General features: G+C 39.0%; 35 protein-coding genes and 3 tRNA genes. 3 read left to right on the top strand and 35 right to left on the bottom strand.

Features of this window, described 5'->3' with window-relative positions; genetic code table 11:
* Position 1: 1 nt before the first annotated feature.
* The 10 genes from JOD82_RS08985 to JOD82_RS08940 form a co-directional block, all read right to left on the bottom strand.
* Positions 2-781 (bottom strand): alpha/beta fold hydrolase, encoded by a 780-nt coding sequence (locus tag JOD82_RS08985; RefSeq protein WP_312887685.1) that lies wholly within the window; start codon positions 779-781, stop codon positions 2-4.
* 47 nt (positions 782-828) lie between these two features.
* The gene (locus JOD82_RS29065) at positions 829-2,172 is read right to left on the bottom strand and encodes a hypothetical protein (RefSeq protein WP_245248949.1); all 1,344 of its coding nucleotides are present in this window, start codon (positions 2,170-2,172) and stop codon (positions 829-831) included.
* A gap of 255 nt (positions 2,173-2,427) precedes the next feature.
* A complete protein-coding gene (locus tag JOD82_RS08975; RefSeq protein WP_209948382.1) occupies positions 2,428-2,607 on the bottom strand; it encodes a hypothetical protein in 180 nt (59 codons plus the stop codon).
* Between the two features lie 36 nt (positions 2,608-2,643).
* Positions 2,644-2,985, bottom strand: a complete 342-nt coding sequence (locus JOD82_RS08970; protein WP_209948381.1) for a BC1872 family protein — start codon at positions 2,983-2,985, stop codon at positions 2,644-2,646.
* A gap of 225 nt (positions 2,986-3,210) precedes the next feature.
* On the bottom strand, positions 3,211-3,624 hold the full coding sequence (locus JOD82_RS08965) for a hypothetical protein (RefSeq protein ID WP_245248948.1): 414 nt from the start codon (positions 3,622-3,624) through the stop codon (positions 3,211-3,213).
* Between the two features lie 87 nt (positions 3,625-3,711).
* Positions 3,712-4,482: a vWA domain-containing protein gene (locus JOD82_RS08960; RefSeq protein WP_209948377.1), complete on the bottom strand. Its 771-nt coding sequence runs from the start codon at positions 4,480-4,482 to the stop codon at positions 3,712-3,714.
* 138 nt (positions 4,483-4,620) lie between these two features.
* On the bottom strand, positions 4,621-5,187 hold the full coding sequence (locus JOD82_RS08955; protein WP_245248947.1) for a metalloprotease family protein: 567 nt from the start codon (positions 5,185-5,187) through the stop codon (positions 4,621-4,623).
* Positions 5,188-5,523: 336 nt separating this feature from the next.
* Positions 5,524-7,164 carry an RNA-binding protein gene (locus JOD82_RS08950; RefSeq protein ID WP_209948375.1) on the bottom strand — a complete coding sequence of 547 codons (1,641 nt, stop codon included), beginning with the start codon at positions 7,162-7,164 and terminating at the stop codon, positions 5,524-5,526.
* Between the two features lie 451 nt (positions 7,165-7,615).
* On the bottom strand, positions 7,616-7,939 hold the full coding sequence (locus JOD82_RS08945) for a hypothetical protein (protein ID WP_209949212.1): 324 nt from the start codon (positions 7,937-7,939) through the stop codon (positions 7,616-7,618).
* A gap of 317 nt (positions 7,940-8,256) precedes the next feature.
* Positions 8,257-9,252, bottom strand: coding sequence for a 3-oxoacyl-[acyl-carrier-protein] synthase III C-terminal domain-containing protein (locus tag JOD82_RS08940; RefSeq protein ID WP_245248946.1), 996 nt, complete (start codon positions 9,250-9,252; stop codon positions 8,257-8,259).
* A 269-nt stretch (positions 9,253-9,521) separates the two neighbouring features.
* Between JOD82_RS08940 and JOD82_RS08935 the strand changes: the two genes are divergently transcribed.
* The 3 genes from JOD82_RS08935 to JOD82_RS08925 all read left to right on the top strand — a co-directional run bounded on the left by JOD82_RS08935 (position 9,522) and on the right by JOD82_RS08925 (position 12,734).
* Complete coding sequence (locus JOD82_RS08935) at positions 9,522-10,346, top strand: ribose-phosphate diphosphokinase (RefSeq protein ID WP_209948373.1); 825 nt, start codon at positions 9,522-9,524, stop codon at positions 10,344-10,346.
* Positions 10,347-10,489: 143 nt separating this feature from the next.
* On the top strand, positions 10,490-11,029 hold the full coding sequence (locus JOD82_RS08930) for a hypothetical protein (RefSeq protein WP_209948371.1): 540 nt from the start codon (positions 10,490-10,492) through the stop codon (positions 11,027-11,029).
* A 133-nt stretch (positions 11,030-11,162) separates the two neighbouring features.
* Entirely contained in the window at positions 11,163-12,734 is a 1,572-nt protein-coding gene (locus tag JOD82_RS08925) for a nicotinate phosphoribosyltransferase (protein WP_209948369.1), read from the top strand.
* A 57-nt stretch (positions 12,735-12,791) separates the two neighbouring features.
* Here the strand turns inward: JOD82_RS08925 and JOD82_RS08920 are convergent, their stop codons facing one another.
* The 25 genes from JOD82_RS08920 to JOD82_RS08810 all read right to left on the bottom strand — a co-directional run bounded on the left by JOD82_RS08920 (position 12,792) and on the right by JOD82_RS08810 (position 24,155).
* A complete protein-coding gene (locus JOD82_RS08920) occupies positions 12,792-13,664 on the bottom strand; it encodes a TIGR02452 family protein (protein WP_245248945.1) in 873 nt (290 codons plus the stop codon).
* A gap of 97 nt (positions 13,665-13,761) precedes the next feature.
* A complete protein-coding gene (locus tag JOD82_RS29060; protein WP_245248944.1) occupies positions 13,762-14,310 on the bottom strand; it encodes a hypothetical protein in 549 nt (182 codons plus the stop codon).
* 174 nt (positions 14,311-14,484) lie between these two features.
* Positions 14,485-15,018, bottom strand: a complete 534-nt coding sequence (locus JOD82_RS08910; RefSeq protein ID WP_209948367.1) for a DUF4200 domain-containing protein — start codon at positions 15,016-15,018, stop codon at positions 14,485-14,487.
* A gap of 154 nt (positions 15,019-15,172) precedes the next feature.
* Complete coding sequence (locus JOD82_RS08905) at positions 15,173-15,373, bottom strand: hypothetical protein (protein ID WP_209948365.1); 201 nt, start codon at positions 15,371-15,373, stop codon at positions 15,173-15,175.
* An 89-nt stretch (positions 15,374-15,462) separates the two neighbouring features.
* Positions 15,463-15,747: a hypothetical protein gene (locus tag JOD82_RS08900; RefSeq protein ID WP_209948363.1), complete on the bottom strand. Its 285-nt coding sequence runs from the start codon at positions 15,745-15,747 to the stop codon at positions 15,463-15,465.
* A gap of 50 nt (positions 15,748-15,797) precedes the next feature.
* Positions 15,798-16,043, bottom strand: coding sequence for a hypothetical protein (locus JOD82_RS08895; RefSeq protein WP_209948362.1), 246 nt, complete (start codon positions 16,041-16,043; stop codon positions 15,798-15,800).
* 245 nt (positions 16,044-16,288) lie between these two features.
* Positions 16,289-17,080: a hypothetical protein gene (locus JOD82_RS08890; RefSeq protein ID WP_209948360.1), complete on the bottom strand. Its 792-nt coding sequence runs from the start codon at positions 17,078-17,080 to the stop codon at positions 16,289-16,291.
* Positions 17,077-17,424: a hypothetical protein gene (locus tag JOD82_RS08885; protein ID WP_209948359.1), complete on the bottom strand. Its 348-nt coding sequence runs from the start codon at positions 17,422-17,424 to the stop codon at positions 17,077-17,079. The genes JOD82_RS08890 and JOD82_RS08885 overlap by 4 nt, the downstream gene beginning before the upstream one ends.
* Positions 17,425-17,581: 157 nt before the next feature.
* Positions 17,582-17,944, bottom strand: coding sequence for a hypothetical protein (locus tag JOD82_RS08880; protein WP_209948357.1), 363 nt, complete (start codon positions 17,942-17,944; stop codon positions 17,582-17,584).
* 146 nt (positions 17,945-18,090) lie between these two features.
* Positions 18,091-18,534 carry a YopX family protein gene (locus tag JOD82_RS08875; RefSeq protein WP_209948355.1) on the bottom strand — a complete coding sequence of 148 codons (444 nt, stop codon included), beginning with the start codon at positions 18,532-18,534 and terminating at the stop codon, positions 18,091-18,093.
* 53 nt (positions 18,535-18,587) lie between these two features.
* Entirely contained in the window at positions 18,588-18,842 is a 255-nt protein-coding gene (locus JOD82_RS08870; protein WP_209948353.1) for a hypothetical protein, read from the bottom strand.
* 45 nt (positions 18,843-18,887) lie between these two features.
* The gene (locus JOD82_RS29480; RefSeq protein WP_280921440.1) at positions 18,888-19,022 is read right to left on the bottom strand and encodes a hypothetical protein; all 135 of its coding nucleotides are present in this window, start codon (positions 19,020-19,022) and stop codon (positions 18,888-18,890) included.
* Positions 19,023-19,053: 31 nt separating this feature from the next.
* Entirely contained in the window at positions 19,054-19,371 is a 318-nt protein-coding gene (locus tag JOD82_RS08865) for a hypothetical protein (RefSeq protein WP_209948351.1), read from the bottom strand.
* 73 nt (positions 19,372-19,444) lie between these two features.
* Positions 19,445-20,110 (bottom strand): hypothetical protein, encoded by a 666-nt coding sequence (locus JOD82_RS08860; RefSeq protein WP_209948350.1) that lies wholly within the window; start codon positions 20,108-20,110, stop codon positions 19,445-19,447.
* Between the two features lie 112 nt (positions 20,111-20,222).
* Positions 20,223-20,735: an NADH dehydrogenase subunit 6 gene (locus tag JOD82_RS08855; protein WP_209948348.1), complete on the bottom strand. Its 513-nt coding sequence runs from the start codon at positions 20,733-20,735 to the stop codon at positions 20,223-20,225.
* A gap of 265 nt (positions 20,736-21,000) precedes the next feature.
* Positions 21,001-21,192, bottom strand: a complete 192-nt coding sequence (locus JOD82_RS08850; RefSeq protein WP_209948346.1) for a hypothetical protein — start codon at positions 21,190-21,192, stop codon at positions 21,001-21,003.
* 41 nt (positions 21,193-21,233) lie between these two features.
* On the bottom strand, positions 21,234-21,476 hold the full coding sequence (locus JOD82_RS08845) for a hypothetical protein (protein WP_209948345.1): 243 nt from the start codon (positions 21,474-21,476) through the stop codon (positions 21,234-21,236).
* Between the two features lie 278 nt (positions 21,477-21,754).
* Positions 21,755-21,886, bottom strand: coding sequence for a hypothetical protein (locus JOD82_RS29475; protein ID WP_280921439.1), 132 nt, complete (start codon positions 21,884-21,886; stop codon positions 21,755-21,757).
* A 36-nt stretch (positions 21,887-21,922) separates the two neighbouring features.
* Positions 21,923-21,993, bottom strand: a tRNA-Gly gene (locus JOD82_RS08840).
* 248 nt (positions 21,994-22,241) lie between these two features.
* The gene (locus JOD82_RS08835) at positions 22,242-22,481 is read right to left on the bottom strand and encodes a hypothetical protein (RefSeq protein ID WP_209948343.1); all 240 of its coding nucleotides are present in this window, start codon (positions 22,479-22,481) and stop codon (positions 22,242-22,244) included.
* 122 nt (positions 22,482-22,603) lie between these two features.
* Positions 22,604-22,710, bottom strand: a tRNA-OTHER gene (locus tag JOD82_RS08830).
* Between the two features lie 77 nt (positions 22,711-22,787).
* The gene (locus JOD82_RS08825; protein ID WP_209948340.1) at positions 22,788-23,111 is read right to left on the bottom strand and encodes a hypothetical protein; all 324 of its coding nucleotides are present in this window, start codon (positions 23,109-23,111) and stop codon (positions 22,788-22,790) included.
* A 36-nt stretch (positions 23,112-23,147) separates the two neighbouring features.
* Positions 23,148-23,438 carry a hypothetical protein gene (locus JOD82_RS08820; protein WP_209948338.1) on the bottom strand — a complete coding sequence of 97 codons (291 nt, stop codon included), beginning with the start codon at positions 23,436-23,438 and terminating at the stop codon, positions 23,148-23,150.
* Between the two features lie 401 nt (positions 23,439-23,839).
* On the bottom strand, positions 23,840-24,046 hold the full coding sequence (locus JOD82_RS08815) for a hypothetical protein (RefSeq protein WP_209948336.1): 207 nt from the start codon (positions 24,044-24,046) through the stop codon (positions 23,840-23,842).
* Between the two features lie 24 nt (positions 24,047-24,070).
* A tRNA-Ser gene (locus tag JOD82_RS08810) sits at positions 24,071-24,155 on the bottom strand.
* Positions 24,156-24,529: the final 374 nt, after the last annotated feature.

Genomic DNA, 24,529 nt, shown 5'->3' with positions numbered 1-24,529 from the left:
TCTAATTTGCTGTGCTTGAATACATATCATTTGAGCGTATAAAATCGATACAGCGATGATTAAATACCTTTTCCCTTTCAATATTGCAAACATGTCCACACTTATGGATGATATAAAGTTGGCTATTTTTCAGGTGATAAAAACGGGTTTTAATCGTAGGCAAGAACATAAAGTCCTCGCCACCCATGATGTATAACGTGGGCGTTTCATCATATATTCGCTTTCTTTCGAAAAAGGGATTGAGCTCACGACAAAGCAGGTTATACCAACAAAAAAACTCCTTTTGACCCAATTGAACAGCTTCATGGATAAAAACCCGCCTGGCTTCCGCATGTCGCTTCCTTGGCATCAACAGGTATGCTGCCATCCGATATAGCCACATATAAGGAACCAAAAATTCAATCCATTCCATGAGTTTTAAGAACGTTAGTAAAGGCTTATATATTCGTTCAACTGCCCCTCCCAAAATCATTGTTTTTACCCTCTCTGGAGACAGCTCCTGTACCGCTTGAATAATAATGGTACCCAGTGATATCCCTACAAAATGGGCTGCATGGATTTGACGGCGATCCAGCACCATTAATATTTGTCTGGCAATTCGAAATAACGAACGATCATCATCGTCACATATTCCTTGTTCATTCCCTCCGTGACCAGGCAAATCAATCAGTATTAAATTAAATTCCTTGCGCAACTCTCGAATTTGCTTAAACCAAATTGAAGAACTGCCACCGATCCCATGAATCATAACTATCCACTCTCGGGACTTCGAATGACCAATTACCTTGTGATGAAGTAGTATTTTTCAGCACCTCCCTTTATAGGTTGTTACAATAAAGATCGATCTTTCGGGATTGCGATGTACTCGGATGTACTTAATGCAAACTCTTTTTTCATTTGAGACGTAGGTTTGATATATTCGCAATGGTATTTCTCCATGAGGTACGTCCAAATTTGATTCAGATGATGTTTTTTTTGTTTCTCGGTTAACTCCCCAACTTCTTGTTCCAACACATTACTCTTCGTAACAACAGACGCTCGGCGCGCTTTTTCCAAAAAGTTTATTTCCAATTGGTGTTGCACAACTTCGAGGCGCTTTGCTTGCTTTTTTTTATTTTTTTGAATGGTTTGCACATAAATCGATTCAGCAAACTCAAGACCGAAAACTTTGGAAAGAACCGTTTTGCTGATATTCGAATACCTAATTCCATTCTGGTTTAGAAGAGCAGCTCTTCGTTCTGCTTCCTCAGCCACTTGTTCAAAGGAATGAACGATATAAAAACTCACAGTATTTCCCAGACATCTTTGCTCCGATATTTTCAAAGATTCTTTTAAAAATAATGGATGAAGTTCAGACGTTGGTACCTTTTCAATCAAACCTAAAACAGCAAATACATTTAAAAGCTTCGCAATTTTAGATGAGGTATACATACCCATCACATTTGTGATATGGGAACTGGAGGCAAAAAAAGAGTTGTGATTTTTATATGAATACTCTTTTTTGTGTATGTGCAACGTCGCTAATGCATTTAATGCTTCCAATAGAGGAGCAAATTCACGAAGATAGCGATACAGCATTGGATATTGATTTTCGTCTTGAATCTCCGACTGGATAAACTGATAGTTTCGAATATATTTTTCTTTTTGTTCTTTTTTCCACACTTCTTCCATAAATCGAATCGAAAAAATCTCTGTTGCCTTTTCAACGGCTTCCATGGTGGGAATGCCATAGGCAATTTCAATCAAATCCAGTAAATCAAAACTAACCACATCACCAGATTTCTTTTTTGAGAAATATCGATAATGACCATTGGAGTCTTGTGTAATCCAAGCATAATTTCCAAAAATATATTTACAGGGAAAGTAAGTGTCGAGAGTAATAGCAGGATTCATGCATTCGTGAAACGGCAATTGCGATAGAAATCTAAATAACTCTTCATAGGATTCGATCCTGAGTGTTTTATCTACATATCTTCGGAGCACTTTGAAATCAAACAAGCACGTATAAAGCGCGCTCCCATTTTGAACCAGTCGAGCTTTCTCCGTCGGAAAAACGCGCCTTACCAGTTGAGGCTTGTACTTTCTTTGTTTCCGTTCACTGCGTTCATAATCTTTCATCGTCATGTAGTAGAATAACCCGGTTGTATCCAAGATGTCAGACAATGCCTGCATGCCTACTATCCCTCCCCTCTTTATGTACTCTGTCAATATTTATATTTTATTGCCTATAGTCTATAAAAGTGATTATATCACAGCTTCATATCGAATCCAATATAATTAATTCTCTCAAAAGGAGACATCTCAACAACAGACATTTAAATAAACACATCTTTCAATTGCGAACACGTATAAGTTCCACTAAAACAGCTTTATAACAAAAAAACAGGGATTGGTAATGTCACCGACCCCTTCGTAACTCTCATGTATTTATTGCCAAACTTCTGTAGCTTTCCTTCTAACATCCCAAAAACGGTCATATTGCTCGGCGATATACTCATAATACTCTTCCTCCGAGCAAGCCGGTTGCAACCTCCGCTTTAATCTTTCACGTGCTACCTCTTTATCCTCAGAAGTAGATTTATATACCTTGTTCCGATCTACTTTCATCCTTTTTCCATCCATTCTTTAAAGATTATTAGACCGTTACTTCTTTAATCCACTTTTAAGCAGACAAGCCATGCAAATGGCTAATGCTGGTGTATCCCCGGAGGTGAATCCCTGGATACCATCTTCAGTAACACTGGATATCTGCCAAACCCATCTTTGTGTAAAAGCCCCCTTAATATAATGAAGAATATACCCATCCTCAAATAAATGAACGAATTTAGCCGCTTCCATAGCATCATCCATGGATTGCGAAGGTTTGAATGCACGAACCTCTCCAGAAGGTTCTTTCAGTCCTATAAAATCTTCACCTACAACCATAAGGTCTTCCATTTGCAGCACATCAACAATAATCAATCTATCCATATCTACGTCTCTCATCTTTTAAGATCCTCCCGAAAAGTCTTAATCTAAGCCCCGCATAAATCTATCAACTGCTCCATTGATGAACTGGCGAATACCAATTCTTCTTGCTTACACGCAAAAAAATGCCATACTAAAGCACTCCTTCTGTTCTGTGATTTTGTATTATATGCACGAGAGACTCATCCAATAGAAAAGCGATCAACATTACGTTGACCGCCACAATTTTGTATATCAATGAACTTAATAGAGCAGATTTCCCGTGTCTTGATCAATAAAGCTAAGTGGTATGGAAGCAGGAACAGAAATCTTGCCAAGCAAATACGGTGTATAGGATTTTGGGGTCGGAGGATTGTGTCTTTCTTCTACATTGACATAGATGCGAACTTCATTTGATCGTGTCTCTTGATGAACAAAGGAGATTTTTTGATCCGTAGATTGCTTTCCCATGGAAAGAATGACGATATCATCTTTTTGAAAAACACCTCGGTCACGCTTTACAGTATTTACAAAATCACGTTCATTCTTGTTTAGAATTTCTATAGATATAGAAGTATATTTTCCGATTTTCACAGGTTTTACGTCTGCATTGTAAATTCCATTCATAACATGTATCTGATTTTTGATCCCTTGGTTAGATGGGGCAATTCCTTTCAAATAAGGAACTCCCCCGTACACAACGCCGACCATCATCAGAATCGCAGCGAGATAAACAATCAATCTCTTACTCATTCTGAAAAATACTTAACGCAAAATGCCTTGTTGACGGGCGATGCGTTCCCAATCTGGATATTCATTCATCAATCGAGAATACAATTCTTCATCCGAAATTTGGTTAATATCATTCAACTTGAAGAAATTTGCGTTATCAATGACACGCCCCGTAAGTTCATCGAGTTTTTGAAGAAATGAAAACTGCTCATGTCCGATACCAATAAACTGCCAGAAGATTCCGTGGTTAGACAATTCCTTCATTAATTTCACGGTTGCAGCTTCATCGCTGTTGTTTCCATCCGTGATAAATGTAATGAAGGTTGGCACATTCGAGGGCTCTTCAACAACATACTTTTGATATACATCGCGCATAACAGGTGCGTAAGAAGTTCCTCCCCAAATTTGATTTTCACGTTTACTCATAATCTCACGATCTACATATTGGTAAAAATCACGGTCGGACACCGGATTTAGACGTTTACTCCGATCAGCAAACAACCACACATCCAGCTCACCATTGTCATCTAAACGAAGGGCAACAGGTAGTAATCGTTCCACTACCGATTGAACCGTCCCGTTTCTATATAACGAACTCATCGAGCCTGACTGATCCAGCACGATTCCAACTCTTGCAGGACCTCCCGAATAACCATTTTTCGTAAGAACCAGCTCAAACGTATCTTTTCGAAGGTTCAGCACCTGCACAGCTTCATCTTTCGACAGATTCAACGTTTGTGTTGCCTGGACACCATTGTCAGCCTGGCTATTCTTATTACCAAACAAATTCTTCAAAAAACTCATCACTGCATTCCTCTTTTCATATGATTAGTAATCAAATTGTATACTCTTTTCTATATAGTCAACTTTACATTTTTAATACACTATAGTCAATAGATATATGTAAAAAATAAATGGAAAAAACGATCTTATGCAAGATCGCTACAGCTTTCCGTTTAAACTATATACATTCATTTTGATCATACTGGAATCAAAATTAACTACAATTTTTTGATGACCTTTAAATAACAACTTCAAGGAAGCATACACATCAACCGAGCTTCCTATCGCATTCAATACAATATTAACAACGATTAAAAAGGGCATAGATATATATAAATGCAAACCGAAGAAGAATAGGGACAACAAAATGAGTGGAGACAGAAGAATGGTGATCATTTCCCAACGTTTATAAAAAACCTCTTCATTGACCTGGTGCATAACCACTGCTCCTACAGATTTTTCACGACTTACTTTCATTCTTGCTTTTCCCTTTCCAAAGAGTTTAAAGAATGCAATATGAATACATTCGTGGATAACAAAAGCGATTAACATTGTCGGTAAAACCAATAACACTTCCCAAATCTTATCTTTTTGCAAATACACAGAGAGATTTAAGTCTAAAGTCCATATGGAAAGCCATAACGAAATAACCGTTATGGTTAATGCGATCCCAACTCCGCACCAGATACTTGTATTTCCTCTGTGTATTTCTCCAATTTTTTGCATGCCTTCATACCTCCTTATAGAAAAGGGTTTCTCCAGATCTGGAGAAACCCTTTAATTTTATTCTTTATTTTCTTCCATTACTTATGGGGGATAAGCAATGGTTGGCACAGGTCATCCTATTGGCAATGGTTGTCCCCACAACATCTTGCCCTTAAAATGATCCACACCCTCCTCCATGTTCATAAGCTCTTTTATTGGGGGAATAATTGAGACTTAAAAAACAAAGGAGTAATTTTACAGGTTATGGGGGAATAACCTGTACTTTTATAGTGTTTGTGCATGCTTGCAAACACTTCATATACTACGTTTGGCTTAACACATTTATAACCACTTCCATCAAGCCGCAGGTTTAACCATTTCAGCTTTTGCTTGTTCGTTGGTGAAAATATTCATTTTTTCAACTTCTTCAACTTGTCCGCTCTTTCCTTCTATGATGTTTTTCACTAAACCAAGAATGCGATCGGAATAGCCAGCAATTTGGACAATAGAAGGATTTTTTGAAATTTTAATTCCATACGGAACAAGTTGCCACACAATAAGTTTAGCGCCTGCTGGTTTTTTCGCTTCCAGCCAACGTTTTTCCAATTGATCTGCCGCATTGTTATCCGTTAACAGAATGACATACTTTTCCCCATGGTAAACTTGCATCAATTGCTCAAAATAGGTTCCATATCCAACCTGAGCTTGTTCAATCTGGCGAGCCATATCAAACACATCATCTTGCTTTGCAAGATTTACCTGTTGAATACGAGAAGCTACCGCATGAACATTCGTCTTCGCATGAGACTTCTTTATCATAGCTCCAAAAATAGAAGCGATATCCATGGCAGACAAGGAACCCGTATCGGTTACCATACAACCACTCATCGAAGCAGACGTATCGACACCTACCAATAAGTCGATAGATTCGTCGATTTTAAAGACATCATGAGCAACATTACGCAACATATCACCAATCGCTCGTTTAAACTCTGGCGTAGTGACCATTTTTTCGGCATTGAGTAATGCAAATGGCAACATGTTGGATTTACGATACAACTCAACGTCTCTAATGCGTGCAGCAATCATATCCAACACATATGGTGGAATATCTGTTTCATCCACTATGGTTTGTTTTAGTTGCTGAAACTGTCCATCCTTATGAATACATTTCACTTCCACATGAGTACGAGTGGCATAAACACGCTCCAAGGCAACCAAATTTAACATCAAAGCTGTATAATTAAGCCCTTTATACATGACTTCATACAACTTTCCCTTATCTTCTTTCGTTAGATTTTGGGTTGCATGCTTCAATTCTTCCAACTGTAGACGGTTGTTTTCGATAAGCACAAAAGTCGTCTCATTAAGCTCACCCTTTTCCATGAAATTAATGACTTCCTTGAGCGCAGCCGCTCTCGGGAACGTGAGCTCACCCTTAGAAATATATTTCATGTAATTTTGAAAGGTTTCATCTTGGGAATATGGACGTGTGACTTTTATAATATTCTCCAGTTTCCCTTTATTACGGGACACTTGATATTCATTTAAATGATTAATCAACCATTCGTTCATCACTTTCTTCGTGTTACGACCCAAACCTTGACGAATACCCCCTTTACGAGCAATTTCCATAAAGTCATGGAGCATCTTCGGATTTCTTATAATTCGAGGGAAAGCGGTTTTAAACAAATGCTTGTCATCCAATGTTGACAGATATACAAGCCATATCGTCGGAACAAGTTTCAGGCTGTTTACATGGTTTCCATAGATCGCAGCTTTTGTGGCAAACTCTGGACATTCCCCCAGAGCTCTTTCAAAGAGATCCTTTGCATTTTTAAGAACTTGCTCTTCGCTTTGATAAAAATTTCCGTTAAGCAGCCCCAAGCTAAAAAACTCTGCTAATCGTTCTTTGAATGACAAGTGATAGGCGACTCCACCTTCATAGGTGTTCGTTTTATCCCCTGCCATTTGTTGAATCTTATTTATTCTTCCCATCTATATCATCCCCCTCATAGTGTTGTAATGTACCTCATCACCATCAAGAATGGTTTTAGAGGTTATGTATAAGGATTTTGGTCTTTAAAGCCTATGGGAGCTCTTACCTAAAAAAGAGAAATTAAAAAGAGGAGCTAAAACTCCTCTCGCTTTTCGGTTAAGCCAGGTCATGTAAGGAAATAGGAAAAGACATCTGCCGGACGGCTAACAATATCTCAAATAGTGTAATGTAGTCTTTTCAGCACCTCATATGCTTGTGTTGGCTCAATCCACCAAGTAGGGAAAATGTATTAAGACATTGGATGGAATCACTGTGATCACCACCCGATAACCTTGGTATTTGTAATGTAGTCTTAACTGCACCCCACGAGGCTTTATATTATCACATATATTAGGTGATATTTAGATTTGTATTATAGTTATGAAATAAAGTATTTATTCCGATTATTTTTTAATAGAGAATAAATTTCACTTTATTATTCACATCATATTCAATGTAAACTAACTTAAAAACATCATTATGAATAGATTGATACCATGAAGTATACTTTCTTCCATCTTCATCTTCGATGAAGTCTTCGTTTCCAGGCCCAAGCTTCTTATCTACTTTTGCTTTTTCCATTCCCACGCGTACACTTTCAACTTGAGTTTTTGTTACCTCTGGATATTCATCAGACTCATAAGTATAAGAGCTACACATTAAGAACGAAAGAATACATAACAATAACATCCCAATTGGCACGATAACCATGAAAAAGAATTTATCTATTTTCATCACCACCTATTAAACAGATGATAGATCGCAAGTCGTTTAACCGCTGGGTTGCTTACCCTCATGAGGGATGAACGCTAACTCCGACTTGCTTGGAACTTCGCGGTACAATCGCCATGTGCCGTGAACGATATGGTTTTCAAGACCTGTTCCAAGTTTTTCCCCATTTTGCATCTCTCCAATTAGGCACATTCGTCATTTAAGGAGCAGGGAGCGGTATGAGGGGTGCCAAACTTATAAGTTATAACACCCTATATGGTAATTGAATCAAGCATAAGATAATTATACACATTTTATTGACTATAGTCAATATTAAAATATTATCGTCTGAACAATGTGCCACACGATGTTTGACCTGCTCCCACAGACCAAAGAACGAATGCATCTCCTTTATTCAATAAGTTGTTTTCAAATGCATGATTTAACGCAAACAATGGGCTGCTTGTACCTGTATATCCGAATTCGTCTCCGATGTATACGAATTTATCAACGTCTTCCCCCAGCAATTGGCTGAACAAAGTCCCGCCTTTAACACTGACTTGTGAAAAAAAATATCTTCGCACATCTGTCTTCGTGACATCATTTCGGATCAGCATGTCTTCAATAAGCTCTTTCGTCTCTGGCGCAAGACGGAGTGCTTGATAACCAGGAACCATAAAAATGAGATGTTCCTCAAGCAACCTCTCCCCTTTGATAGCTTCAGACAATCCTTTAGCGGGAAATAGTAGTTGGTCGGCAACGCTTGTATCTGTGTGGTAAAAGGAGTCTATAAATCCTCGCGCCTCATCATCAATGGATTCCAGCAACACAGCGCAAGCACCGTCACCGTAAACTCCTCGATTGATCTCATCCGTTTTCTTTGAATATTGCGCCATCCGCTCTGACCCCACAATGATGGCACGCTTCATCTTCCGATTTCCCTGCATCGAACGAATAACCTGCTCTATAGCTACAACCATGCCAACGCAGTTTGCATTCATATCATAAACCGTACAATGCGCTTTTCCTCCAATAGCGTGGTGAACAAACATTGCATTTGCTGGAATGGTATATTCAGGAGTACCAGATGAAAAAACGATAATGTCCACATCTTCCCCCCTTAAATTCTCCTTTTCTAACAAAGCTATGGTAGCATGAATCGCCATCGTTACCGATGTTTCTTCTCCCGTATGATCCAGGTAACGATTCTTCCTGCCAATCGTTTTTAAAAAGTGATCAATATCCTTACCATATTCTTTAAATTCATTCACCAACTCTTCGTTCCCCACTTGCTGCTTTGGATGATAAATGGCTGTGTTTTTAATAATTACTGACAATGGACAACCCTCTTTCTCTGTTCATTTATGAAAATAAAAAAACGCCGATCGCTCAGCGCTTCTATACATCTTATTTCATTGTAGAATCCAACTTTCAAAAATATTCGGCTTTACAGTTCAATAACAACGAGCAACGCTTGTAAGTTAGGAAACGACTTAAAGTCTGTTTGCAAAGAAGTTTTCATATGATATTATTGACTATAGTCATTAAAACCATAATTTAGCCTATAATTAAATTAGAATTTATTTTAAAACAGGAGTTGAAAAACATGATTCTTATGAATGGAATTCCCGTCCACTTCACTACATTCCCAAACGGTGAAACCAAAGTTGATGGGAGTCAAATTGCTGGGCTTTTGCGGTCTGTTGGCAACCTTAGGGTAGATTTAACTCTCAAATTTGAAGATGATGGCGACCTCATCAAACTCTTGTTTGTCAAAGAATTTATGGATGAGCTTGGTCTTTCTGCATCTCTATTGATTACCTACATGCCCTATAGTCGCATGGATCGCCAAGAAGGGAATTCTGTCTTTACGCTAAAATCGGTTGCGCGTTTTATCAATCAAATGAAATTTGACTCCGTAACGATTATTGAGCCACATTCTGATGTTACGCCTGCCTTGGTCGATCGTTCTCGGATACTTTATCCCACACTCACGCTACTGAAAAAGGTATTAAAATTGATCGAATTCGATCCAAATAAAGACTATATCTATTTTCCCGATGCTGGAGCAGCAAAACGCTATGGTAAAGGCAAGGAATTAAAAGGATTTAAACAACTTGTTGGACACAAATCCAGAGACTTCGAAACAGGAAAACTCGAAAAGCTCGAGATTGTTGGAGACGTAGATCGGAAAGATTACAAAGTTCTTATCATTGACGACCTTTGTTCCTTCGGGGGAACTTTCTCTTGGGGATCTGAAAAATTGCGTGAAAAGGGTGCATTTGAGGTGTATCTCCTTGTGACTCATTGCGAAGAATCTATTTACCAAAAGGGTCTTCTTGATTCTGGACTCATTCAAAAAGTGTTCACGACGAACACAATGCTAAATGAATCGAAACATAAAAATTTAGAGATTATACACCACTTCTAATCAAACGAAACAGTAAAAAAAACAGGATATTGAACTTTAAGGGTGAAATTCACACAAATTTATGGTGTAACAATACAAAACCTTCTTGAACTTTGAAGGTGAAGAAAAGACTGATATTGTGAAACAAGAAAAGGAGACTTAGTATGAACACGAAATATTCAAAAATTGAGTTTTTGGCGGGTAATACGATTGAAAAAGCAGTTAACCAACTATTGGACTTCAAGGTAAAAGGCATACTGGTCTGCGGTGATTTTAACGGCACTACTCTGTACTCGGATACAGTTACGATGGACGGAGCGTATAAAGCAATCACTGGAAAAACTAAATCCGAATTCGATGACTTTCAACGAAAAAAAATCGAGGAAAGCAAAAGAGCCAAACATCAGGAGAGTATCCCTTCTTTTTGCGAAGAATGGAAAGCAAAAGGCAGAGAAATTCTCGACGAGGATAAATGGGAATATTGGGATAGAATTGTCCCAATTAGGTTGGGTGATCTGTATCAGGGAATGGAACTTGGGTGCTGTTTAGAGATTGCAAAGATACTAAATAACAACGGAAGCCTTGACGATGCGAAAAAGGAAATTGAGAGTCAAGGTCATTCGGGAATGTCCTTCGGATTGGTCTGCTCCATGGTCAGAGAGTTTTGCAGTAGAGGCGAAGAATTCGTTAACTACGTGAGGTAAATGTGACGCACTACAAAGATTAACCACACTTACAGACATTTTTGAGATGGATTATTTTTAGTGGCTAATCCCACTATTTTCACCTCGAAAGTTAAATACCCAAAAAACACATGCTAAAGGAGATGTCATTCAAATGACTATTTTACCAGTAATCAATAATCCACTATATCAAGCTCGCTACAACATGTTTCTTAACCCTGCATTGCTTATTGATTTTTATAAAGATGCTCATCGGGTGCAGTATCCTGAAGGAACAGAAATGGTTTACTCGACTTGGATTCCACGATCGAGTCGCAAAGAAGGGATTACCAAAGTTGTTGCATTCGGTGTGCAGGCATTTGTCAAAGAATACCTCATCGATTATTTTAATGTGATGTTCTTTGCTCAGCGTAAAGAGGATGTTGTTTTTGACTATCAATATACAATCTACTTTACTTTGATCAACCCTGGCAACATCTTGAAGGTACTTCCCGCGAAAATTGAGGAAGAAATACGGAAAGTTGATGCTTCTCATATTGCAGATCTTCATGATCTCGGTTATCTGCCCCTTAAAATTAAAGCAGTAAAAGAAGGCACACTCGTTCCTATTAAGGTTCCAATGGTCACGATTCAAAATACACAGAAGAAATTCTTCTGGCTGACCAATTATGTTGAAACCTTGTTCTCAAATCAAAATTGGTTACCCGCAACGGATGCGACAATTGCGTTTGAATACCTCCGAATCTTTACAAAATATGCGGATCTGACCTGTGATGATCGCGAACACGTACCTTTCCAAGGTCATGATTTTTCGATGCGGGGTATGTCAGGACTGGATGCGTCTAAGGCTGGCGGGGCAGGACATCTGCTCTCATTTAAAGGCACAGATACCGTTTTAGCCATCCTGCACTTAATGCAATACTATCAAGCAGACATCGCCAAAGAAATTGTCGGGACATCTGTAAAAGCTACCGAGCATTCTGTTATGTGTGCAAATGGTCGTGATGAGCGAGCAGTCATTAACCGCTTGATTTCTAAGGTTCACCCTACAGGAATCACTTCGATCGTAAGTGATACATGGGATTTCTGGCATTTGGTGAAGACCGTCTATCCGTCCCTTAAACCCAAGATCATGGAGCGTGATGGGAAAGTTGTGATTCGTCCCGATTCGGGCAATCCGGTTCTTATTCTGGTGGGTGATCCTAACGCTAAAACAGAACACGAACGTAAAGGCTTGATTGAATGTCTTTGGGACACCTTTGGCGGGACTACAAATCAAAAAGGATTTAAAGTTCTTGATCCTCACATTGGAGCGATATACGGAGATTCCATTACACTTGAACGAGCAGAAACGATCCTTCATGGTTTAATGGAAAAAGGCTTTGCATCAAGCAATGTTGTCCTTGGCATTGGATCCTATACGTACCAATATAACACTCGTGATACCTTTGGCTTTGCGGTCAAAGCCACACATGTTATCATCAATGGGGTTGAACATCAAATTTTCAAAGATCCAAAAACCGATAACGGGATGAAAAAATCCCTCAAGGGAATGACCGTTGTTGTCGAGAAAGATGGAACACTGGAGTACATTGATGGGCTAAACATAGAAGAACATGCAAGCTACGCCAAAGTAGATCTTTTGGAAGATATGTTTGTTGACGGCGTATTGGTTCGGGATGAATCGCTGAGCGACATTCGCAAGCTTCTCCACAGCCAACTGTAAGAATAAACAAAATCATAAAAAAAGAGTCACCTAATCGTATAGGTGACTCTTTTACTTTTACAGACTACCATTTTTGACCTCAACAGGAAAAGCCATTTGAAAGGGTGTTAAGTTTTCCTTTGTCGGTGTGGGATCAAAAACAGCAAATACGATTTTCTTAAAAGCACTTCTAAAACGTGTTTCATCTAAAACTTTTTTAAATAAGTTTGCTACATCACTTGGCTCGTTTTTAAATACTCCACAACCAAATGCCCCTAACACCAATACTTCCTGTTGATGTAAAATTGCAATTGATAAGATCTTTTCAATCCTTAGCTTCATCACATCAAGAATCATATGTCTTTCGTTCCATGCCTTATCTTTTATAACGGCAGCATTTACGGCTGGAGCTGTTATAAATGATATCAAGTAGGGTTCATCCCATAACGCTCCCTCATCATCTTTTACAATGGGAATATCGGGTGAAAAGATCATATAGTCCGAATAAAATCCTGAATGAAGTTGACGATTATGATCATACATTTCCTGCATCTGTGATATGCAAGAGAATAAACCTGACGACCTTGCAATGCTCTCTTCTTGAGCTGATGAACCTCTTTTAAACCCACCTCCTGGCGTTATGGCTGAGGCGAAGTTTAGGCAAGCGACTTGTCCATACCCTTCTTGAGAAAGCCGCTTCATGGCTTCCAACGATGTCTCATCCGTTACTTCAATGGTTGTATTGTATTTAGGAGAAAAAGCCTCCCTCATACTTATATCGAATTCAATTTTCGATTCATCGTCAGGTCGATACAATACAGAGTTTTGAATTGCATTGTTCAAAAGCAGTTCAATTTCAACTCGTTCAGCCCTCTGATTTATATAATACCCTTGCTCCAGAATCGACAAAGTATCTTCTGCAATCTCCACCATTCTTTTTCTCTTATCCATTGATTCAATCATCCAATCTCTTTTTGAAATTATCTTATGAATTGAAAAGGTATATTCTTCTATGTGTAGTTGGTTCTCTTGAATCAAAATCATGATTCTACATACAAGCACATTCATCATCCAAAGAATCAGCGAATAAATTCCCGCAAAAGTAATCTCCCAGTCGATCAATCATATCTGGAGAAACTGCGTAGCATTTTTGAGAAAGTTCCGTATAATGAATGTCTTCCCTATCTGCAACAATGCAGTTGGAATCCGACTTTGGATCATTGTCCACACCTTCAAAAACCATCCCTTGATCAAGTAATGAAAGAAATTCTTCGTAGGTAACTAAAAGACGAGACTGTCTTTCTCTTAAGTGTAAAGTTAAACCCACGACTTCTCCCTTATCATCCACAATTTTATTGCAAATATGGTTCACACGTTGGATAGACTTGTTTACATTGAAGTCTACCGTGTACTTTAATTTTTTAAGATAAGCCCAATGTTTATGTCTCTCAATATGGGCGGTTCTGTTATAACAAATATGACAATATAGGTGTTTAATATGGTCAACTTCCTTTTGACGTCCGATAACGCGATGAATTGTTTTTACATCCCCACACTCTGAACATGTTAAGTAAGTGGGGATCGTTTTGAGTCTCAACTTCAAATCTTCCTTTCTTTCACTTTTGAAAATAAAGCTTCATAAACCTGGATCGGTTATAACATTCTGCTTTTTTAAGACCGCTTTTGTCTCACGCTGTAAATAGTTCGCTTGGATAAGCATGAAGCGATTAGCCACCTCGTCAAACAACGATGTGAGATATATCGTTACCAATCATAAGATGTCTCCTTCATCTTGCAGGCGAGTCGAAGATTCAAGCTGAACATCATAAGCCTTATCTAACCAAGTCATCATGCATTCAGCAGCAGACGCTGGATCTTCCCATAATTCATGTTCGGTTCGCGCCATGCTTATAATGTGCTTCAGCCGTTCTATTTCTGAGTCCCTTTGTTGTATAAGGGACTCAGCACGATCTGCGCGCTTCTTATGCTCTGTCCTCTTGCTCTCCCAAAAGTCTTTTTCCTTCTTCAGTTCGTCGTAATTATCACTTAACGCCTGGAAATCAGCTTCTGCTGAATCAGCACGTTTTTTCTCCTGCTCCAGACATTTTTGCCAATTACGTTTTTCAATCTGTATATCGGGTTGCAGTGATGGATCTGGAGCAAAGGAACCTGACTTTACTTCACTCATTAAATCTTCATAAGCGATTGCTCTCTCAATTCGATAATCATTGTAGGGTTCACTGTTTGAAGCAATTTTGCCCTTTAGCCAATGAATCAACTTATTCGTATCTGTGAAACGTGTCATTATTATTCACCCTTTTCATTTCGCTTCTTTACTTTTCTTATAAAGATAGTTCCAACAATTGCTACACACAAATCTCTTATCATTTGGAATTGGAGACTGTATCAATTCATATCTTTCACGACTACATTGTTCGCGTTGACATTTTTGCTTAACATCATCTGGATGACATTTCATCTATATGATCCTCCTCGATAACCTCAAATTCTTCATTGCGGATAAGGAACAGTCCTGTTTCTCCGAACGAAATCATTACTCCTTGCTTGTTTTTCTCTTTAACTTCGAACACTTCTCCAATCAGACGATTTATGTCACTTTCATCTTTTCTTGGCTTACTATCAACAACTCGTATTTTCATGACTATATTTCCTCCCTTCGTATCATTACGAGCAAATGCACGATATGATCGGGATGTAGGTGTTACCTATACCCTGGTACAATCGTGGTTTATTGCGACACCCTTTTAAACTTGCAGCAGTCAGTGTATTCACCGCCTGTAATTTGGAGCTCATAAACTCGACCATGTATTAACACTTTGTCCCCTTCTTGCAGTGGAATAGAGTCAATTACTGATGAGTCATGTTGCATGCAATAGTAAATTGATCCATCCCATCTTGCTGTGCTATACGCAGATACGTCTCCCGGCACGCCATCTACTCTAAATCTGCGTGAATCCTCATGGTTATAAATATCCTGCGGCACAATTACAGGCATTTCTAAATCCATTTGCATGTTATATCCTCCTTTAGTGGGTGCAGGTGTTACCTACACCCTGAATTGGTTTAATCCTCAGTTCGCTTGCCTATAATTTTACCAGCTGTAATTGCCGCATCTACTTCGCTCTGCATGGGATAACGCAACATGCCTGATGCAAGACTGTCCTGTAACTTTTTCGCATTCCAGTCACCTACTGAGAGATCATTGATTGTGTTTTCAGGATCAAGCGAGAGACATACATACCCTCGATTAACCTCATCTACTTTAACTGGGTTCGTTTTTTTTCGAAACGGATTCCACATTTTTCCCATCCTCACTTATCCCATAAGAAAATTGCATATCCACCTGGCTGGTCTTCACCAGTCACGTCTTTTATCGCTTGGCCCTCGTATTTGCCGCCCGTCTGATCATCTAATCTGGCAAACAAAACAGGCTGGTCTCCAAAGTAATCAATCTTTGATTGGATTTTTTTATTAGTTCAGATGCTAACAACATATCTATCATCCTTCCCCGTATTGGTTTAATCCTCAAGCTTTGTTGTTGACTATGCTTGGAGTTACTCCCTACCTAATGCCTTACGGGCAATATGACGCATCTTTACTGGTGTGCTGCCAATTAACATTTCTTCCGCTGCTATTTCTTCCAGTGCCTTACGGAGTTCATCTCTGTCCATTCTTAATGTATGCAAGTCCTGGACAAGCTGTTTTGCCCCTGAAGTATGGAGTGCATCCATTTCTTGTAACTGGGCTATTGTCCGGTCCCTCTCTGCAAGCTGCTTCTTGAGATCATCCCGTTGCGCAACAACCCTATCAAAACCAGCAACAGTCTTGTCCATCCCATCGTCAATGAATTTAAGTCTTTCAGATACATGTGACATTTCACGGTCTTTCTGGATTAACTGATGCTGGAGTGAGTCTATTTGTGCATAAGCCGCTTCGAGGGCGTTGACTAAATCGAACACATCATCACTTAGATAAGCTTCGTCACTCCGAGCATTGTCGGCTTTGTTCCAAATCGTTTGCAAATCATCCCCTGACATAGGCTCCAAACCATCTGGCAAAGTAATTATTCGTTCGTCTGCCAACCTCTTGTGTTGTCGAACGATCAATTCTGCTGTTTGAGCATCCACGACCATTGCAACCAATACACCTCGATCGTCGTTGATGATATGTTTACCATCATGTTCGCTATATTTCCAGTTTCTCACCTTTACCGCTTCTGCCAACTCCTTGTGTTGCCTAACGATCAATTCTGCTGTTTGAGCATCACATACCATCGCCACCAATACGCCTCGATCGTCGTTGATAATATGTTTGCCGTCATGTTCGCTATATGTCCAGTTTCTCATGACTGTTTTTCCTCCTTAGTGTGCTGTACCCAGCTTGATAATGTCATATAAGCAGCCTCTGCCCTCTCTCGGGGGCTGGCGTTGCACAATTGTGCTACCACAGGCAATGCAAGATGCCGTATTTCGCAAGCCATTTTTGTACTCATGCCCCTTACAACAAGCATGTTTCTCGACCATAATGAGGCATCTACCTCACATGCTGCCGCCTGCACCTCCAGAGAGGCGGAAGGATCGGTGCAATATTGAGGGATTTGTCCATAAAAAACAGTGGTTACATCCATCTTTACATTTCCCATTAGCTTTGCTAATTGTATGTTTAGGTGCTCGTTTGTCATATCCAACATACCTATCATCCTTTCAGTATAGACGCATGTTCATGATGGACACGCGTATTGCATTGATGGTTACTCTCCTAATGATTTACGAGCACGATACCCTCCATCTTTAATCACTGGTATTTCTGGACCCCAACCAATTATGTGTTCGATGTAATTGCCCTTTTTAGCGTAAAATTACCAATGTCTCTCTTAGCTCGGCTATTGTCCGATCCCTCTCTCGTTGCATCTCTGCCAGTTGATCACGAAGCTGAATGGTCTCCTCCAGTAAAGCACGGTAATTATCATCCGCTTTCTTTTTGTTACTCTCGTTTTGTCGCACTACTGAAAGGGCTTTATCGTAAAGTTCTCCAAACTGCTTAGAAGATACTTTGTATTCCGATAACTTTTTAACCTGCTGCTGAAGTGAGTCTACCAGGGCAAGTACATCAGACGGATGTAATGCTAATCCACAACCCTCCTTATCCTGAGCAATAAAAAATGTCGTCGCTGATCTCAGCGTATCAATTACGTGTTGATGTTCACTCATGACTGTTCTTCCTCCCCTAATTTCTTGCCGCATTTACCGCAATACTCATAATCAAGAATAACTGGATCATCAAGGTCTAAGTATTTTGTTCAGTCATATCTTTTGGATGCGGACACTGTTCTTGTAATTCATACAAGGTCTGTCGTTTACTCACCTTTACCGCCTCCTTGGGGCTGTAACAGCTCCGGGTTATCGTGTATGTTGCCTATGACCTCAAGCTGTCTATTATCGTTCTGAGGGCAGTTGTCCCAATGCCAGAGCGGAAAAATCAATCCTTTCGATAACGCTCCACCCTGCAACACCTTTACTCCCCACTGATGGTTTTTAGTCCACACGATTTGCAATAGGGATTTTCCATCTCCATCCTTACAAAGATCACCGTCGTAAATCTCTACCGCTTTCCGATCTGGCAGACCCGTGGACCACATCAATTCAAAGTCACTCAGTCGCAGCCGATGAAATCCCTTATAGTCAATCTCCATGTACACGCCTACCGTATCCGTATCAAAATTAATGCTCACAACACTTTTAGGATGGATCATAACTCCAAGTGGCTTATACCATGCACGAGGCGCTTTAATCTCTCTCATAACTATCCAATCTCCTTATAGGTCGGGTATAGGGTAAAAAACCAAAAGATCCCCTATTCAACTCGCTCAACTTTTGCTGAATAATAATTCTCAATGCATATTTCTTTCAATGACAAGGGCGTGATCTTGTCAGATTCAATCGTTTCTGGCGAGTAAATACATGGTTCAACTTTTATGTCTTTAACTTCACATACCCCGTCGTCGTACTGACTTTGGACCTCCTTTTCAAAATCTTCTTTGTTCGTAAACTCCGCTTGACGTCCATATGCATATTTATAACATTCTGACCACAGAACTTCTTTAACCATGGATTATTCGCTCCTTTGAAATAGAGTAAGAGGTTGTTACGCCTCTTACCCCTCGAATTCAGTTTTGTTATCTTCCTTGGCATAGTCTCCTATTTCCAATACACAATCAGGGCATAAGCCGTCATAATGCACTTCCCAGTCATGCATTGTGCCACCGCAATGGGTAAATTGATGTATCACAGTTTGTATACCTCTCCTTCGGTATAGGCGGTTACACTTCGTCTTTGTTTTTCAAAATGTTGTCTTCAATAATATCCGACCATAACGTTGTGCTTATGATTTTCCCCGTATGTTTAGCAGCCGTTTCCTCACTCACGAGCACAGGCACATCATTTTCATACTCAGCCTGAGAATCACTACTGTGTCCGCTTGCTAAAATGCGGTAAGCCTCCGTTCGAAAAAATTCTTGCATATATTTTTCATCTGCTGCCTGCTCAGGTGTAACTAATGCCCTTAAATCATCGCAATTAATACGAAACTCTGCACTTCCCTGTACCAAAACACGTTTAACTGTTAATTTGTTTGTCATATATATCTCTCCTTATAGGTGAATAGATTCCTCTTATTAATGCTCTCGAAAAAATTACCAAAGCCGTCTCTCATTAGACATTATCGTACGTGGTATCCCGACTCTTGATTAATTTCAATGCTTTTTTAACCACAATGCGTTTTTCATTTTTAAGCAGAGAAAGATCGATTTCATCATCACATTCCATACAGTAAGATTCTAAAAATCCCTCATCAGTTAAAGAATCAAAGTCTTCTTCATCTTCCATCGATTGAATCCTTTTCTTTAACGCATCCCATACCTCTGTTGTCAAAGGCTCTGATAAATGCCCATGTGTACAGCAAGGGCATTTAACAATAAACATTTGCTCGACAATTCCTTTATCAACCAGAAAGTCTTCCAACATAAGCACTTTTTCACTGCTGCTAATGAAGCGATAAAAGCTATTCAAATATTGTCCTACACGAAAAGAAATTAAGTGTTTATCTATTTCCAACTTAGTAGCTTCATTCAAGAATGTGATTTCTTGTAACTCAGGATAATGATGAATGCCTAAAATCTGTGGAAATTCATCTTCCTTTTTCTTCGCAATTATTTTCCCAATCTCATAAGGCAAATTGCGGTGGTTCACCTCATGAAGTTGTTTTTTTAATGTGCTTAAATCTTCACGAGATAAAGATTTAAGTTCCTCCATGTTAATGCCGTCTAAAAACCTTTGGAATTCAATGTACTTACTCAAAATATCATTTTGAACATTCATTAAATGACCTCTTTTCATTGTCTATAGTCATTATAATATCATTTTTTGACTGTATTTAAAACAAAAAAGACGGATTCATATCCGTCTTCATAAATAATGCAAGTTCTGTGTTTTAAATCGTTTGTGATTCAATGTGTTCTTTTTGGAAATATAACAAATCATCAATTTTACTTTCTGTTCTTTCGATCGTAATCAAAAGTAAACTTCTCTCGCATTCTCTTAACAATTCATTTTCGATATAATCACCAATATGACAGGTGAAATTATACGTATTAAGTCGTCTTGCGTTAGCAAGTTGATTGTAAAAGCAACCATCCCCTATCTCACTTACAGGAATAGATAGATATTCGCGTTTACAACCTTCTTTATCGATACCAAACATTTTCACACCATACCGTAAGCCTGCAAAACATTCATTAACATCACAAAACCTCATGAATGATTGAATTTCGACCTTCTCAATTCCACTTCTTATAAATTGATTGCTAATAAAATCGAAATCCATATTTGCAAGAGAGCTGAATGCACCCATGATTGTTTTCTGCTCATACGACCAGGATTGGGTCTGCTTTAATTGCTCGTTTTCAGCAACAAGAGCTTTATTTTTGTTTTTCAATTCATTCATTTTCTTAAAAAAAATGAGGTTCACCTTCTCTCTATTAAGACGCTCGATCTAATGGTATACTCAACCCCGTCAAAGATACGTCATGTTTAACGTGAGGTACATTTTTGATACGTAGTTGTCCTGTAAACTCCACTTCGAGTGGAACTTCATCGAATCTTCTCATTGCACCTTTTTCCCTTCAAGTCATAGTTAAAAAAACGTCCTAAGAGAACGTTTTTGAATGCTGGGATGAAACTCCATAATTTCGACAGAACTCAATCTATTTTCACTTCCGTGTAAGAAGGTATCGCTTATGAACATCAATCGCATCCAGCATAAAGGATTCATTATCCTCATTCGGGTGTTTTTTGTTTTGATAAGTTAGAAAAGAGCTAACCCATTTAAAGTTACTTTTTTGTGTTTTATCTGTAAAATCAATCAACTCTTTGTATTGATTTAGTAATGCTTGGATGCTCACATTTAACTCCCTCCCTACTCCTTAATAGATTGTCTTTTCTTTCAAATCTCCTTCTTGAAAACGATCGTAATGTGTTGGCACATCACCATAATCATAGTCGACGCGTTTACAAACCCTTCTGTACGTTCTACAGATGAAACCCGATCAAACACTTTATACTTTTGAAGCACCGACATCCACTGTTCGGCATATATAGGTTCACCCGAAGTAACCTGAATTCCATTTACATAGAGCCATTCCAGTCCTGTATCAGGTTCCGTAACAAGAATTAATGGATTGGACATATTTATAACCCCCAAAGAATCTTTTCATTTCACAATGATGAGTATGGAATTCTCCCTACTACCACCACACGATATCGTCCCTATGATTGACGACTTGTCCACTTACTGTTTTCTATGCACCCGTAGATGCGAATTCGGTCATCGATGATCAGTCGACATACCCAAACGGAATACTCCCCTTCACCGTTTCATGCTGCCCCCTGCTAATCTCCATGGCAGCTTTCCAAAGACTCATATAAAAAAGCCACTTCTGCTCGTGGCTTTCCTACGAAGTTCTCTCATCCATGAATGCTATCAACAATAAAATAAATCAAAACTAATGACCACAAACAACCAGGCTCATGCAGCAAGTATGTTACTGCACCCACAACCACAAACCCCACACATGCCGCCATAGCTTTATATTTCAATATTTTTCACTCCTAAATTGTAATGTAATGAAAAGAAGCGGACGAAGGGAATCGAACCCTCACTCTCTGCTTGGAAGGCAGAAGTTCTACCGTTAAACTACATCCGCAAATATCAGCCCACGAATTAGCTACTTCGTGAACCAATATTGATGAGGTCAATCATGGGTCAAGCTTAACTCAGAGAACATGAACCTCTGGCTCGCTTTTTAATGCTTGTGTTTAGGTCAAGGATTGCTACACATGCATTACAATTCCCTGCTTACACTCTGCAAACCAACATATGTTCAAAACCTGCGATCCTTCCCCACTGTTAAGAGAAGTATCATATAAAACATATGTAAACACTTGAAGGTAACTATGCTCGGCTTCTGCTTTGAATTAAAGCATTGACACTCACCTTATATTCCTTAGGACACGAATCTTCATGATCTGCGATATCTTCAACATCTGAGAATAATCGATAAGTCAAATCATAAAACAATTCGATATTAGTTAAAGGTTCTTTAAATGCTTTGATTCTATTTTTGTACTTATATATTTCCTTAATTCCACATTCCGACCACATGTTCAAGAGCATCAATTCTAATTCTTTCATGGCTGTAAACTCTCCCTTGTATTTCATCATTTATGTTTTTCTTTCTACCATCGGTGAGCGACGAATTCTGTTTGTTTTTTATGGTCATTTCGCCCTGGTAGAAAAACTTTTATCCAATGCAATGCTGACGAAGGGACTCGAACCCTCCCAACCTAACATTTGTGAACCAGCCGACATATTGTACGTACAGCACACAAATCACTTGCTCTACCCATTGAGCTATATCAGCATAATGGCATCGCTTCTTCAAACGATGCTTATCTTTAACTTTATTGAAAAGACCAAAATAAAATACTCAGTCGGAACTTACACCGCCACGGTCTTCTTTTTCACCGCTTGATTTAGATATTTAAGTATTGTTCGATACATAGCAGGAACCTTACCTTCAAGGGAATGCTTAATCGACTGCTGATCCACGTCATTTTGCAGTACAACAAGCTTATTCTCCTTCTCGCCATGTAAGAGTAAATCCAAAACATCTTTGATCAAAGCAGGAGACTTGATCAACTCTGAAACAAGAACGTGTACCCTCTTCATGTTCTCGTAATGGTAACCATTTTGGGTTTCAGCTACCGCCACAGCTTCATCTACAGATAATTCGCATCGATCCGTATACACATGATAAAACAAAATAATTCACCCCTATCTCTATTGTTTCTGTAACCTTCATTTGGGATATCTCTCTGATGGAATGATTTCTAAGATGGGAAAGTCAAAAAGTCCATGTGTAACTTGTACATCCACCAGTGCCCCCTGATTAACCAGATCAAAAACCGTGCGTTCAACCGAATAACTATACCGACTGCCATTTTTATCGAGTGTGATTAAGTACGTATCTCGATCGGCAGCATGTGATTTCGAAACAACTTTCGCATGATTAATCGTGTAATCTTCTGAACACCCAGCTAACAAAATTAAAACAAAAAGGCTAAACAACGCCAGACTTTGTTTTTTCAAAAAGAATCCACCTCAATCCTTAAATCCTTATTAAAAACATGGGTACTTATACGCCCATGTTTTTAATAAAAAAGAAGTTTAAAAATCAATACTACAACTTCCGCTGTCAAAACTTGAACTACTTGAACAGTCTGGACTGCTACTGATTGTGCTTGAAATGCTGGAGATTGTACTGTACGTCAAAAGATCACTACTTGATACACTGGATGTCGATTTTACATGGGAAGAAGTATTACATTTTCCACAACGACTCCCACTCAATTTTGTATTACACCGGGTACACACATTCATCATAAAACCTCCTCAACTATTTTATTTAACAAGAACCTCTCCCTCCCTCTTGTTAAACAGAGTGTGCCAATACACTCCTACCCTCATTCCGAAGAGTCTATTTAATTGAATTAGGAGTTAGAATCGTAATGACTCTCACTCCCTTGTAAGATATAACTTAAATAATTCATGCTCAAACAAAATAAAAGCGTAATAAACCAAGTGAAAACACCCGTTCGTTCGTTTCCGATGATCGTCGTTGTAAGGTAAGAAAGAGCCAGCACGGTTACTGCTCTCCCAAGCGAAATGTCATACAAAAACCACTTAAAAAAGTTCACAATTCCACATCCTTATTTAATGGAAGGAGGGTGTGGGATTCGAACCCACGGAAGCTTTCACCCCTACGGCTTTCAAAACCGTTACCTTCGCCCACTCGGTCAACCCTCCAAATTAACAACATCAGTTCACGACTTCACTCCTGTATAGTAGTGAAGAATGATGCATATCGCGATTACAATTATCCAAACGAAGGCATTGATTAAGTCGATACCATTGACAGCTTCCGTTACACTTACGTAAAGAGTAACTACAATTGAAACTATTTCGAATAAACAGAGCAGTACAAACCAAACGATGTTAAACCAATTAGGCAACTACATCACTCCTAACAAATTTCACTGTAAAAACAAAGATTCTCAAGTGAATTGCATCGAAGTTGAGAATCAGCAAATCGCAAACTATCTTCGGTCTCTAAGCCAACGCTTCACTAAAACAATAATTATTAAGCAATCCCCAGCCTGTAGCTCTACTTTTGAAAGGTT

The sequence above is a fragment of the Paenibacillus sp. 1182 genome, assembly GCF_017833915.1.
Lineage (GTDB): Bacteria > Bacillota > Bacilli > Paenibacillales > Paenibacillaceae > Paenibacillus > Paenibacillus polymyxa_D.
Note: the sequence above shows the minus strand (reverse complement) of the source record. Positions and strands in the feature narration are given on the sequence as shown.

Coding starts and splice junctions, on each gene's coding strand:
- JOD82_RS08890 (WP_209948360.1), bottom strand. CDS start 17,080: ATGAGAAACTGGACATATAGCGAACATGACGGCAAACATATTATCAAC.
- JOD82_RS08935 (WP_209948373.1), top strand. CDS start 9,522: ATGATTCTTATGAATGGAATTCCCGTCCACTTCACTACATTCCCAAAC.
- JOD82_RS29065 (WP_245248949.1), bottom strand. CDS start 2,172: ATGCAGGCATTGTCTGACATCTTGGATACAACCGGGTTATTCTACTAC.
- JOD82_RS08930 (WP_209948371.1), top strand. CDS start 10,490: ATGAACACGAAATATTCAAAAATTGAGTTTTTGGCGGGTAATACGATT.
- JOD82_RS08875 (WP_209948355.1), bottom strand. CDS start 18,534: ATGAGAGAGATTAAAGCGCCTCGTGCATGGTATAAGCCACTTGGAGTT.
- JOD82_RS08905 (WP_209948365.1), bottom strand. CDS start 15,373: ATGAAAATACGAGTTGTTGATAGTAAGCCAAGAAAAGATGAAAGTGAC.
- JOD82_RS08855 (WP_209948348.1), bottom strand. CDS start 20,735: ATGAATGAATTGAAAAACAAAAATAAAGCTCTTGTTGCTGAAAACGAG.
- JOD82_RS08860 (WP_209948350.1), bottom strand. CDS start 20,110: ATGAATGTTCAAAATGATATTTTGAGTAAGTACATTGAATTCCAAAGG.
- JOD82_RS08885 (WP_209948359.1), bottom strand. CDS start 17,424: ATGTTGGATATGACAAACGAGCACCTAAACATACAATTAGCAAAGCTA.
- JOD82_RS08910 (WP_209948367.1), bottom strand. CDS start 15,018: ATGACACGTTTCACAGATACGAATAAGTTGATTCATTGGCTAAAGGGC.
- JOD82_RS08895 (WP_209948362.1), bottom strand. CDS start 16,043: ATGGGAAAAATGTGGAATCCGTTTCGAAAAAAAACGAACCCAGTTAAA.
- JOD82_RS08955 (WP_245248947.1), bottom strand. CDS start 5,187: ATGCAAAAAATTGGAGAAATACACAGAGGAAATACAAGTATCTGGTGC.
- JOD82_RS08970 (WP_209948381.1), bottom strand. CDS start 2,985: ATGAGAGACGTAGATATGGATAGATTGATTATTGTTGATGTGCTGCAA.
- JOD82_RS08975 (WP_209948382.1), bottom strand. CDS start 2,607: ATGAAAGTAGATCGGAACAAGGTATATAAATCTACTTCTGAGGATAAA.
- JOD82_RS08865 (WP_209948351.1), bottom strand. CDS start 19,371: ATGACAAACAAATTAACAGTTAAACGTGTTTTGGTACAGGGAAGTGCA.
- JOD82_RS08870 (WP_209948353.1), bottom strand. CDS start 18,842: ATGGTTAAAGAAGTTCTGTGGTCAGAATGTTATAAATATGCATATGGA.
- JOD82_RS08835 (WP_209948343.1), bottom strand. CDS start 22,481: ATGAAAGAATTAGAATTGATGCTCTTGAACATGTGGTCGGAATGTGGA.
- JOD82_RS08920 (WP_245248945.1), bottom strand. CDS start 13,664: ATGGATAAGAGAAAAAGAATGGTGGAGATTGCAGAAGATACTTTGTCG.
- JOD82_RS08845 (WP_209948345.1), bottom strand. CDS start 21,476: ATGTCCAATCCATTAATTCTTGTTACGGAACCTGATACAGGACTGGAA.
- JOD82_RS08880 (WP_209948357.1), bottom strand. CDS start 17,944: ATGAGTGAACATCAACACGTAATTGATACGCTGAGATCAGCGACGACA.
- JOD82_RS08900 (WP_209948363.1), bottom strand. CDS start 15,747: ATGCAAATGGATTTAGAAATGCCTGTAATTGTGCCGCAGGATATTTAT.
- JOD82_RS08950 (WP_209948375.1), bottom strand. CDS start 7,164: ATGGGAAGAATAAATAAGATTCAACAAATGGCAGGGGATAAAACGAAC.
- JOD82_RS08925 (WP_209948369.1), top strand. CDS start 11,163: ATGACTATTTTACCAGTAATCAATAATCCACTATATCAAGCTCGCTAC.
- JOD82_RS08945 (WP_209949212.1), bottom strand. CDS start 7,939: ATGAAAATAGATAAATTCTTTTTCATGGTTATCGTGCCAATTGGGATG.
- JOD82_RS08960 (WP_209948377.1), bottom strand. CDS start 4,482: ATGAGTTTTTTGAAGAATTTGTTTGGTAATAAGAATAGCCAGGCTGAC.